The organism is Shewanella vesiculosa, assembly GCF_009994065.1.
GTDB lineage: Bacteria > Pseudomonadota > Gammaproteobacteria > Enterobacterales > Shewanellaceae > Shewanella > Shewanella vesiculosa.
On sequence record NZ_JAACSD010000002.1, the window covers coordinates 1 to 12,251 of the forward strand.

Sequence of the window (12,251 nt, forward strand, 5' to 3'; positions counted from 1 at the left end):
GGCAGTTCTGGGGTGATTCTTGTTAAGTTAAAAATAAGCCATCTACAAGAGTACTATTTACCATCATGAATATTGCAATATGCCCGATTTAATTTTCTTCAATCGGTATCTCAAGACCCATTTTAGCAGTGGTGCACAGAGTATACTTCTGGTTTTACCATCAACCGATGTGGTTAGCTTATCTATAGATATATCATAAATTTTGAGCCCTAACGTTAAATTTATGTTTTGATGTCAAAAAATTGTTTTATCTCGTCAATTCTGTCCATTGCATCTTGATAGCCTAAGTCTATCAAGGTACTAGTATAGGTTTTTTCGAATAACAGGTATGACACAATACTTGAATCTGATTGTCGATTAATGCCGAAAAATTTTAATAACGTTTTGATGGCAAACGGCATGTCATCATAAAATCGCTCTGCAATGCGACTTAAATCTTGGCTTGGTTTAATCACTAAGGTATCAATATGGCGTAAGTTTAATGTCTCACGATCTGTGGCGGATATCATTGATAAGGTGTTATTGACCCGCTGTAAACGTTCTAAGTCACTGTTTAAGGTGTCCGAGAAAATCGTATCTAATAAATGACCAGCAATGGTTGCCGTTTTTGGATGATATTCAAATTCGATGGGGAAGTGTTTGTGAGGACTGTCTAAATTAATCACAAATATTTTACTCGCACCAAGGTGGATCGGACTTGATAATGGTGATAATTGATGGACAGAACCATCACCATAATAGGCCTGATTAAGTTTAATTGATGGAAATACCATTGGGATTGCAGAGCTTGCGAGCAGGTGTTCAGTGTGCAATAAACTACGGATACCAACGCGTCTAGCACGTTGCCAATCGTCAATGTGATCATTACCTTGATAGAAGCTATATGATCGTGAATTGTTGTAGCACGAGCAATCGATACTGACAGCTTTGAGTGCTTTATTACCGATATTGCGATCAATTCTTTTAAAATCAATCAGTTTATTCAACAAATGTCGTAATGGCTGATTATCGAGTAGGCTGCCAGCATCCGGGTTTACTTTATCGTCTTGGAGGCCTTTAATTGCCATTTTCCCCAAATGCCTCAACACTTGCGCAATAGATGCCCGATAAACCTGATGGGTTTCAAAATGGCGCCACACCCAATCCAGTTTTTTTATGCCTAAATGGAAGCAAGATGCGTGGGTGGCCAGGGACGTTGCATTAATGGCTCCAGCGGATGTACCGCAAATTATATCAAATGGAACATTATGGTTGCGGGGATAAAACTGTACTAGGGCTTTTAATACCCCTATTTGATATGCCGCTCTAGCACCACCACCACCTAATACCAATGCTGTTGATATTGACAAGCTTTATCCCTTAATCTTTTTGATGGACGAATTTCTAGTATGAGTGGTTTTAATGTTATATACCAGTTGTCAATAAGTCGACTATGCTATTTATTGTCTATACTTTAATCTGCTTAAAACATTCGCCATAAGACATAACGATGAGTATTTATTGCATAAAAAAATATCCAGATTAATACTAGATAAGATCTAAGGTGTTTTTTTGCTCGTATATGTATTATTAATGTTAGCTACATGTCATGATTAATGATGTTTTTATGGTCTAAGATGTTGATTTTAAAAATGGCCACTCGTTGATTTTTAGCTAGTATTCAATTGGTAATTCAATTTTAAGGATGGCATGTGGCACTGTTTAAGACAAAATCAGAAGTATCGGTTGATAACGATTCAATCAATAAGGCTATCAGACTTTCGCCTTGGAAAATTGCTATTATCGATGATGAAATTGGCATCCATGATGTGACTAAGTTTGCCTTGGGTCATTTCGAATTTGACGGTAAAAAGCTCGCTTTCTACTCCAGCTTTACTGCTAAAGAGTGCTTTGCTTTACTACGTGATGAGCCTGATATCGCACTCGCATTTATCGATGTGGTGATGGAAAATGACCATGCGGGGCTTGATTTAGTTGAGCGCATCCGTAATGAGTTAAACAACCACAGCACGCGGATTATTCTCCGAACAGGGCAGCCAGGTTGTGCGCCAGAAGAAAGGGTCATTAGAGAGTTTGATATCAATGACTACAAGGCTAAAACTGAGTTAACTTCGACTAAGCTTAAATCATGTGTTTATACATCGTTACGCTCATATCGAGATATTAAAACGATTGAACAAAGTCAGCGAGGGATGGAGAAGGTTATTCAAGCTTCTTCATCTGTCTTGTTAAGTCATACCCTGCATAATTTCGGTAGCGCAGTTCTCGAGCAGACATTGCAATTGCTTAATTTAAGTAATTCAGCGCTATATTTGACCAGTTTTCGCGAAGACTTGTATCAAGATACTCAGATGAATTTACTTGCGGCAACAGGCAGTCTGGTCAGTTATCGTGAGATAGATAATGTCGAATCACTGCCCGGTGAAGTTAAAGAGTATATTATTGAAGCCATCACCTTAGGCAAGTCGGTTATTCATGACAATATTTATGTGGGATTTTATAAATTTGGCCTAGATGTCACGAGTATCTTATATCTGCAACATGATACCGAATTAACCCCTTTGCAAGTCAGAATACTAGAATTATTTGCCGCCAATGTCAGCCTGACTTTTGAAAACCTTTCTAGCAAAGAAAATGTCCAACAAACCCAACGTGAGCTAATCCTCATTATTGGTGATGCCATTGAGCAGCGCAGTAAAGAAACCGGTGCCCATGTAAGGCGTGTCGCTGTGATGAGCGAAATGTTAGCTCAATATGTTGGCATGAGTGATGATTTTGTTGAAACAATTCGTTATGCAGCTCCGTTACATGATGTGGGTAAAATCGGTATTCCTGAGAGTATTCTCCATAAACCCGCTAAATTGACTCCTGATGAATGGGAAATAATGAAAACTCATGCAGAAAAGGGTTATGCCTTGCTTGCTGCATCAAACCGTATTATTGCCAAAATGGGTGCGAGAATAGCCTACACCCACCATGAACGCTGGGATGGTAAGGGCTACCCTCGTGGCTTAGTGGGTAATGAGATACCTATTGAAGGTCGAATCATGGCTATCGTTGATGTCATTGATGCCTTACTTTCCAAACGTAGTTATAAAGAGGCGTGGCCCGCTGAAAAGGTAAGAGATTATTTAATTGAGCAGTCTGGTAATCAATTTGATCCACTTATGTGCACTGCAAGTTTGGCATTACTGAATCAGTTTGTGAAGATTCAACAGGAAATGCCGGATTAATAACTGATACCAACAGATTAAGCTATTTAATATGAATCCAATATGTGAGCGGGTATTGCTAGAAGTCAGCCAGTCTGAATTGATTGATTTGGGCGATTTAGATTTTGCGTCAACCTTGATTATTAAATCAGTATGTCGTGGACTGAATATAGGTCGAGCCGGTATTTGGTTATTAACTGACGATAATCAGTCAATTGATTGTTTTTTATTAATCGACAATGATACCAAACAACATAATATTACCTTAACCCGATCTCAGTTCCCCAGTTACTTTAAGGCTCTTGATACAGAGAGAATTATTGCTGCCAGTGATGCTTTGACCGATCCAGCCACATACGAATTCGCTGATATCTATTTGCGCCCTAACGCAATTACCGCAATGTTGGACAGCCCAATTAGGCATGCGGGTAAGATGATCGGGATTATTTGTTGTGAGCATAAAGGTGAGATTAGGCACTGGACCTATGATGAACAAGCATTCGTGAGCTCGTTAGCCGATTTGTATGGCCGTGCAGTCAATGCTAAAAAAGTCAAAGCTTATCAAATTGAACTTGAATCTATTAATAGTGCTTTAGAAACACAAGTTGAGAAAAGAACAGCAGAACTCAAAAGAGCCATCAAAAACTTGCAGATAACTCAAGCGAGCTTGATAGAAAATGAAAAATTAGCCGCATTGGGGAATCTCGTTGCGGGTGTTGCGCATGAAGTGAATACCCCACTAGGTATTTCGGTCACCTCCACCAGTCATTGTATTGATGAGCTCAATAAACTCAAAAAGTATTATGGGGCAGGAGATCTTGATGAACAAAAGTTTGTTGATTTCATGGACACACTGACCGACGGCCTTAATCTCGTCGAACGCAATTTGTCGCGAGCCGCTGAACTGGTACATAACTTTAAGCGCACGGCGGCAGATCAACTTGTTATAGAGAAAGAAAATATTAACTTAACCGAGTATTTAGAACAGATTTCATCGCCATTACGACCACTCACTCGTAAGCAAGGCATTGAGCTGAATATTCAATTAGAACAACAGCTGTTTGTTAATTCTTATCCTGGTGCCATCGCGCAGATTTTTACTAATTTAGTCTCCAATTGTTTTAGACATGCTTTTCCTGAGGGATTTCCAGGCAAGAAACGCATTCTCTTAGGCGCAGAGATGTGTGGCGATGAAATAAAAATGTTCTATAAAGATAATGGTAAAGGATTAAGTAAAGACGTTAAAAGTAAAATTTTTGAGCCATTCTTTACCACTGCACGAAATGTCGGCGGTACTGGTTTAGGCATGTCTATTGTGCATAACCTAGCAACACAAAAATTGGCCGGTAGGATTGAGATTGTTTCAGAACTTAATCAAGGTTTTGAAGTCGATATTTATATTAAAGATCTCGATTAAAGGAATTCAAGAATAAAAAAACGCACTCGAAAGTGCGTTTTTTCCATGCTATATCAATAACTAGCCTTTTGCCGCGTTGGTCAAGAAAGCTACAATCTCATCAAATGGAATGTCTTGTTTCTCACCTGTGCGACGGTTTTTATACTCAAACACCCCAGCATCGATATTGCGATCGCCAATCACCACAACATGCGGTAGGCCAATAAGTTCCATGTCGGCAAACATAACACCTGGACGCTCTTTACGATCATCCATTAATACTTCAACACCCGCATCAGCTAAGTCTTGGTAAAGTTTTTCGGCAATGTCGGCCACACGATGTGACTTATGCATGTTCATTGGCAAAATACCTACCGTAAACGGTGCGATAGCTTCTGGCCAAATAATGCCGCGGTCATCGTTATTTTGCTCAATGGCAGCCGCCACAATACGGCTTACACCGACACCATAACAACCCATCAACAGAACTTGTGCTTTACCATTTTCATCTAACACAGTGGCATTCATGGCTTTAGAATAGCTAGTACCAAGTTGGAAGATATGTCCCACTTCAATACCACGAGCCATGGCATAGGTGCCTAGGCCATCCGGCGTTGACTCACCTTCTACAACATTACGAATGTCCGCTGAAGTGATTAAAGGTAAATCACGTTCCCAGTTAATGCCAAAATAATGCTTATCTTCAACGTTAGCACCGGCCGCAAAATCGCTCATTACAGTGACACTATGATCAATAATAATTGGCATCGTTAAGCCTACAGGCCCGATAGAGCCTGGCCCTGCGCCAACGGCTGCGCGGATTTCCGCTTCTGAAGCAAATTCAAAGGGTGAAGCGACTAATTCAAGCTTGTCGGCTTTGATTTCGTTAAGCTCATGATCGCCTCGAATAACTAATGCTACCAATGGTGCTTCTTCCGTTGCACCTTTAACGATTAAGGTTTTAACCGTTTGAGTGATAACGACATCAAATTGTTCAACTAATTCTGCAATTGTTTTGGCGTTAGGTGTATCCACTAACGTCATTGTTTGAGTTGGCTCTGCACGTGTGCCGGCTGGCATTGCTGCCTCAGCTTTTTCAATGTTAGCGGCATAGTCGCTACCTGTTGAATAAGCGATTAAATCTTCACCGCTGTTAGCCAGTACATGGAATTCATGCGACATGCTACCGCCAATAGAGCCAGTGTCTGCAAGTACTGGGCGGAATGATAAGCCCATACGAGTCAGAATATTGCTGTATGCGGTGTGCATTGCATGGTAAGTGCTGTCCATGGTTTGTTGATCTAAATGGAAAGAATAGGCATCTTTCATCAAGAATTCACGTGCGCGCATGACACCAAAACGTGGACGTACTTCGTCACGGAATTTGGTTTGTACTTGGTAAAGTGTTAGCGGCAATTGCTTGTAAGAACTTAATTCTTTACGGACTAAATCGGTGATCACTTCTTCATGGGTAGGTCCCAATACAAAATCACGATTGTTGCGGTCTTGAAAACGCAATAATTCAGGACCAAACTTATCCCAACGGCCTGTTTCAACCCATAGATCAGCTGGTTGTACTAATGGCATTAGTATTTCGATAGCGCCTGTTTTGTTCATTTCTTCACGAACAATGGCTTCAACTTTACGTAATACACGTAAACCTGACGGTAACCAGCTGTAGAGACCTGAAGCATTGCGACGGATCATACCGGCACGTAACATTAACTGATGACTAATCACCTCTGCATTTGCAGGAGTTTCTTTTTGTGTTGAAAGCAGGTACTTACTAACTCGCATTACCAATGTCCAAAATAGTTGCTATGAATTAGCGTCATTTTAGCACCTGCATTAATGATGTCACCTGCTAATTCGACTCAAAAGCAGGCTTTGTGATGCTTAAATGCCAAGTTTGAGATAGCTAAGTTGAAATAACGTCATTTTTATCGATTTATCCTTGCATTATCACTGCTTGAGGCTATTTGTCGCGTCTATCACCAATGACTCGAGCCGGATTACCTGCAACGATGGCGTAGTCTGCTACATCTTTGGTCACAATACAGCCCATACCAATAACGGCGTAATCTCCAATCGTCACGCCATCGACAATACCTGCCTGAGCGCCAATCCACACATCCTGGCCTATTACGATACCTTTTGATGTCGCGGGTTGTTTATAAATTGGTGTAGTAGGTGACATGCCATGATTAAAAGCATAAATGGTGACGTTATTAGCTATCCGTGTTTGGTTGCCTATTGTTATGCCATGACGACCACCATCTAAGCTGCAGCCATGATTGATTGCCACTTCATTACCTAAGGTGATAGGTCCATGCAGAAATACCTCTGCTGCAATCATGCATTGATTACCGATGCTGATATCTCGCCCGGGTTCGGCAAACAGTTGAGCTTGTGGGGCAATAAAACTGTGCTCGCCAATATGAATGGTTTCCAGCTGACTCAACTGCTGTTGAATCTCATCTTGCCATGGTTTTGCCCAGGCTAAATGCTTAGGCTTGAGTGAAAAATACAGCCATGGCATCCATGATAAGCGTCGTTTGTGTTGAGCTTGGTAATCAATTTCTGCCATAGGGTTAATCCTTTAACAATGTCACTTTGGTCGGTTTAAGCTCTAGTACTTCGATACCTTGTGCTGTAACACACCAAAAAATATCTAAATCGTACAATGCAACTTGATATAGTTTGGGATCGTCTTTGGCTTTTTTATACGCGGGCCTAGGGTCTTGGGACAATACACCTTCAATAAGCGCGGCAAGATCTTGATATTGTTGTTGTTGGCTATAAAGATTAATTTGTTGACTGGCTAGGGCTGTATAAGTCAGTGGAACCAAGATAGGTGCATCTTGCGCAATACCACCTTTTGCATCAGTAATTGCATCGGAAAACGGAACATAGGGCTTAATATCAACAATTGGCGTACCGTCTAATAAATCCATACCCGATATCACCAAACACACTTTACCTTTACGTTGAACCACCCCGTGTAGCTTTACCACTGATTGGCCAATACCATTGGGGCGAAATGTAGATCGTGTGGCAAACACGCCTAGTTTTTCATTACCCCCTAGTCGAGGAGGGCGCACTGTGGTTTTCCAACCTTGGGCTAAATTCTCATGAAAACTGAATAGTAACCATAAGTGTGAATATTGCTCTATGCCTCTGACTGCATCAAGATGATTAAAATCAGGTTCAAACTCAATATAACCGACAGCATTGACTAGTCCCGGTTGACGCGGAATACCAAACTTTTGTTTATAGGGGGTTCTGCATATTGCAACTGCATTTAATTGGCTACTAAACGGCACGCTAGATTGGTTATTAATAGGAGCTGTTTGGCTGTGTTGATCGTTGCCTTGTGTCATGCGGTACCTGAATTAAACAGAAAATAGGAAATGAAAAATCAAATATAAAAAATATTGATGAGTGTGATATGAGCACTCATCATCTATAGGCTGCGAATATACTCTATTGAGTTATTATTTTTTTGCAGCTGTTTTAATCGCTTGGCCAACGCAAAGCGCTCGACTAAAACAACTATTGTCAGCTTCAGTAATCATAAAGCAGCTTTTAACTACAAAACCATTTGCGCCTATGTCTGCTGCAGCTCTTCTGGCATTAGTGCGAGCCACTGACATTTGTGGTGGTGCATCCTGTTTGGTTTCTTGGCAGGCTTCACCTTCAATTAAACCTAATATTTCAAATGTCCCTTTGGGTTGCTCATTACCTTCGTATAACTGCACATCACCGACTTTAAAATAATCATTGATGGCTTTACTGTCTAAATTACTTTTGAACGTGTAATCACTGGCACAAGCACTCAATAATAGTGCTATGCCTGAGATTATAAATGCATATTTAAGAGAAAACGTCATGGCCGTAACCTTATTATTAATGGGTAATAGATCTGCAACAGTTAGTTTACCCTGTCTTATGGCGATGATAAAGCAATCAAATGCCACAAAAAAAGAGCTTACCTAAGTAAGCTCTTTTTTATTTTAAAGAATTAACCGTGAGATTATTCTTTAGTTAAAATATTTATTCCATGCCTGGAATTAAAAATTCGCTCATGCTTTTGCCGCTATCAACTTGTTGTTTGAATACGGTTGGCATACGACCTTGACCTGTCCATTGAATTAATTCACCGTCAATGGTGATTTGATATTTTGGCGGACGTGGTGCACGCTTTTTAGTTGATGTTTTAGCAGAGGCTGTGACTTCACCTAAATCTTCGATTGATAAACCACTGTTTTCAATTTGAGCAAGAATTTCAGCAATACGAGCATTACGCTCTGCATTGGCTTCAAGTTCTAATTTTTCTTCTTCTTCACGTTCAGTAATGATCTTTTCTAATTTTGCCGCGGTTTCGCGTAAATCATCAAGAGACAATTCTTTTACTGCAGCTTTAAAACGACGGCCGTGGGTTAGTATGTCTAAAAAATCACTCATTTTGTGTAGTTTCCTAATGATTTATTTATAAAATAAAAAGTTATCAAAGATGTTTTTTAATGTTTCAGGTAAATTTCAGTGCATCATTTGGTTTGTTGTGGTCTTTATTATTAATATAAATAACATTAACTCACTGATTATTACCAAGACAGCTTAATTAATACTGAATATAACTGTAATAATAGAAACTATTTGTCATTGAATCAAATTAAATCATCTAAATATTGAATAAATTTTAATTAATCACTTGTATCAAATAATTAATGTTCCACAGTTTGTTTTGTTTGATTGCCACCACAATCATAAAAAAAATATAAACAGTCGTTTGACTTTGATTGACGTTAACGTTAACAGGACGTAAAGTTAGCCTATCTTGCATTGGCAAACGCCAGTGTGTTGTCCACATACATTGAAGGTGTAGAAGGAAAACCTATGAAAATATTGGTGCCTGTTAAACGCGTAGTTGATGCCAATGTAAAGGTCAGGGTAAAAGCTGACAACACAAGTGTTGATACGACGAACCTTAAAATGGCGTTAAACCCATTTTGCGAAATAGCAGTTGAAGAAGCGGTTCGCTTGAAAGAATCTGGCGTAGCCACTGAAGTTATCGTGGTGAGTGTTGGCGCAAAAGCAGTGCAGGAGCAATTAAGAACTGCAATGGCATTAGGTGCTGATAGAGCCATTCATATTGAAACTGATGAAGAATTGGTGCCACTATCAATTGCGAAACTGTTAAAAGCTGTGCAAGAAAAAGAACAAGCGCAGTTAATTATTTTTGGTAAGCAGTCTATTGACGGCGATAACAACCAAACTGGACAAATGTTAGCGGCACTAACTGATATGCCACAAGCGACATTTGCATCAGAAGTAAAAGTTGATGGTGATATGATCACCGTTACTCGTGAAATAGATGGCGGACTGCAAACCCTGAAAATGCCTTTACCTGCCATTGTCACGGTTGATTTACGTTTGAACGAACCTCGCTATGCTTCATTACCCAATATTATGAAAGCTAAACGCAAGCCATTAGACATTATGACTGTGGCTGATTTAGGTGTGAGCTTGAAAACACATCAAACAGTGATCAGCGTAACACCTCCGGTTGAGCGTAAAGCTGGCATTATGGTGTCTTCTGTTGAGGCGTTAGTCGATAAGTTAAAAAATGAAGCGAAGGTGATCTAACATGACCATTTTAGTATTAGCAGAACACGATAATGTGAGTTTGAAAACTGACACGGCCAAAGTCGTTAGCGCAGCTGCCGCCATTGGCGGTGATATTCATATACTGGTAGCGGGCGTTGATTGTTCTGCTGCGGTAACGGCAGCACAACACTTAGCCGGTGTGAGTAAAGTATTAGTTGCTGATGCAACTCAATATGGTGCTCAATTAGCGGAAAACGTTTCTAAGTTGGTCGTTGAGATTGCAGCTGATTATGAACATATCTTGGCTGCAGCAACCAGTATTGGTAAAGATACATTGCCTCGTGTCGCAGCATTGTTAGATGTTTCTCAAATTTCAGAAGTCATTGAAGTGGTCAGTAGTGACACTTTTGTGCGTCCTATTTATGCCGGTAATGCGCTATCGACAGTGCAGAGTTTAGATGCGAAGAAAGTCATGACTGTGCGTTCTAGTGCATTTGATGCTGTCGCGACAACGGGCAATGCTGAAGTGGTTAACCTAAGTCAAGCTATTGATGCTCGCACTGAGTTCGTGTCTCAGTCGTTAACTGAATCAGCCCGTCCAGAGCTAGGTAATGCAGGCATTATTGTCTCTGGTGGCCGCGGCATGGGGAGTGGTGAAAACTTTGCTATTTTAGAGCAACTAGCCGATAAGCTTGGCGCAGCAGTAGGTGCATCTCGTGCCGCAGTGGATGCTGGCTTTGTGCCTAACGATTTACAAGTGGGACAAACAGGTAAGATTGTTGCCCCTGATCTGTATATTGCTGTGGGCATTTCGGGTGCGATTCAACATCTTGCCGGAATGAAAGACTCTAAGGTGATTGTGGCTATTAACAAAGATCCTGAAGCGCCTATTTTCCAGGTGGCAGATTACGGTTTAGTCGCGGACTTATTTGAAGCCATTCCTGCATTAAATAATCTGCTTTAATGGCATATTATTGACCCCAATTGAGTCATTAGCTTGTTTAACGTGTCGTTCTACTAGCCAATCGTTCAGATTAAAAGGTTTCTACTTGGTAAAGTAGGAACCTTTTTTATTGATATTTTTTATCATATGGATGTTTTTATGAGCAAAGGTGTCAGTCGGGTTATCCAGTTGCCGTTTTTGTATTCAGTGCGATAGTGTGCATTTGCATTAGAAACGTTAAACTAATGCTATTAAATTGTGGCTATAGTTAATAATATTGTTATTTGTGCTGTAGTTTAGGACTTTTTTGCTGGTATAGAGCGTGTGGTTTATGATTGTATGTGCGCGCTGTTTGTAATGGGCTATTTATGATTACAAATACAAAAGTAGAGGTGCATTGCATAATAGTCAGGTTGAATTGGGTGATGCCAATAATTCAACCTAAAAGGATGCAATGCCGAAATAAGTGAGGTGATCGCCCTCATTTGTTGGGCCAGTTCTCGAAAGGGGCTGTACTGTCATAGTGTTTTTATCTATGTGATAAAAATAATGATATTCATATTAAATGGATATTTCTGTGGAGTGCTACTAGATAAGTTAACCCATATACTTTCTGTGTATGGCGAGTCTTATTTCTAGTTTTTCTCTATTCGTATCCAACGAAGAAATAATTAAATTATGATAATAAGTTATGCCGATTCGGCACTTTCTGTTTTGCCACCACTTTTGGCAATTACACTGGCTATTTTAACCCGTAAGGTATTGCTGTCTTTGGGGTTAGGTATTATTTTTGGTGCCTTATTGCTGACCGATTTTTCATTGGTTGGCAGCAGCGAATATATTTTAAGTACAGCGAGTCAGCTCGTTTGGAAAGATGCTGCACTGAATAGTTGGAACGTATATATCTTAGGTTTTTTGGTTGTGCTGGGCATGATAACCGCATTGATCACCGTTAGTGGTTCTGCTCGTGCTTTTGCTGATTGGGCCAAACTGCGCATTCGTAATAAGCGCGATGCTAAGTTAATGACCATTTTTTTAGGCTGTGTAGTCTTTATTGATGACTACTTCAATAGTTTAGTCGTAGGTTCTATTT

10 protein-coding genes, 1 pseudogene and 1 riboswitch are annotated in these 12,251 nt (G+C 40.1%); of the genes and pseudogenes, 5 read left to right on the forward strand and 6 right to left on the reverse strand.

Annotation, left to right across the window (positions count from 1 at the left end; translation table 11 throughout):
- Positions 1-221: 221 nt before the first annotated feature.
- Positions 222-1,349 carry a patatin-like phospholipase family protein gene (locus tag GW828_RS00070; RefSeq protein ID WP_124017978.1) on the reverse strand — a complete coding sequence of 376 codons (1,128 nt, stop codon included), beginning with the start codon at positions 1,347-1,349 and terminating at the stop codon, positions 222-224.
- Positions 1,350-1,691: 342 nt separating this feature from the next.
- On the opposite strand from GW828_RS00070, the gene GW828_RS00075 reads away from it, so the two are divergent.
- Positions 1,692-3,233: a DUF3369 domain-containing protein gene (locus GW828_RS00075; RefSeq protein WP_273059875.1), complete on the forward strand. Its 1,542-nt coding sequence runs from the start codon at positions 1,692-1,694 to the stop codon at positions 3,231-3,233.
- 31 nt (positions 3,234-3,264) lie between these two features.
- Complete coding sequence (locus GW828_RS00080) at positions 3,265-4,629, forward strand: sensor histidine kinase (RefSeq protein WP_273059876.1); 1,365 nt, start codon at positions 3,265-3,267, stop codon at positions 4,627-4,629.
- 60 nt (positions 4,630-4,689) lie between these two features.
- Here the strand turns inward: GW828_RS00080 and GW828_RS00085 are convergent, their stop codons facing one another.
- The 5 genes from GW828_RS00085 to GW828_RS00105 form a co-directional block, all read right to left on the reverse strand.
- On the reverse strand, positions 4,690-6,405 hold the full coding sequence (locus GW828_RS00085; protein WP_124017981.1) for a proline--tRNA ligase: 1,716 nt from the start codon (positions 6,403-6,405) through the stop codon (positions 4,690-4,692).
- A gap of 178 nt (positions 6,406-6,583) precedes the next feature.
- Positions 6,584-7,195: an acyltransferase gene (locus tag GW828_RS00090; RefSeq protein WP_124017982.1), complete on the reverse strand. Its 612-nt coding sequence runs from the start codon at positions 7,193-7,195 to the stop codon at positions 6,584-6,586.
- A 4-nt stretch (positions 7,196-7,199) separates the two neighbouring features.
- Positions 7,200-7,988 (reverse strand): tRNA (N6-threonylcarbamoyladenosine(37)-N6)-methyltransferase TrmO, encoded by a 789-nt coding sequence (tsaA, locus tag GW828_RS00095; protein ID WP_220487626.1) that lies wholly within the window; start codon positions 7,986-7,988, stop codon positions 7,200-7,202.
- A gap of 114 nt (positions 7,989-8,102) precedes the next feature.
- A complete protein-coding gene (gene rcsF / locus GW828_RS00100) occupies positions 8,103-8,498 on the reverse strand; it encodes an Rcs stress response system protein RcsF (protein WP_124017983.1) in 396 nt (131 codons plus the stop codon).
- A 163-nt stretch (positions 8,499-8,661) separates the two neighbouring features.
- The gene (locus GW828_RS00105) at positions 8,662-9,072 is read right to left on the reverse strand and encodes an H-NS histone family protein (RefSeq protein ID WP_124017984.1); all 411 of its coding nucleotides are present in this window, start codon (positions 9,070-9,072) and stop codon (positions 8,662-8,664) included.
- A gap of 432 nt (positions 9,073-9,504) precedes the next feature.
- On the opposite strand from GW828_RS00105, the gene GW828_RS00110 reads away from it, so the two are divergent.
- The 3 genes and pseudogenes from GW828_RS00110 to GW828_RS00120 form a co-directional block, all read left to right on the forward strand.
- Positions 9,505-10,254 (forward strand): electron transfer flavoprotein subunit beta/FixA family protein, encoded by a 750-nt coding sequence (locus GW828_RS00110; RefSeq protein WP_182742700.1) that lies wholly within the window; start codon positions 9,505-9,507, stop codon positions 10,252-10,254.
- Between the two features lies 1 nt (position 10,255).
- Positions 10,256-11,179, forward strand: a complete 924-nt coding sequence (locus GW828_RS00115; protein ID WP_273059880.1) for an electron transfer flavoprotein subunit alpha/FixB family protein — start codon at positions 10,256-10,258, stop codon at positions 11,177-11,179.
- Between the two features lie 358 nt (positions 11,180-11,537).
- A riboswitch (Lysine riboswitch) is annotated at positions 11,538-11,754 on the forward strand.
- 79 nt (positions 11,755-11,833) lie between these two features.
- Positions 11,834-12,251: pseudogene (locus tag GW828_RS00120) on the forward strand (Na+/H+ antiporter); the annotation flags it as partial.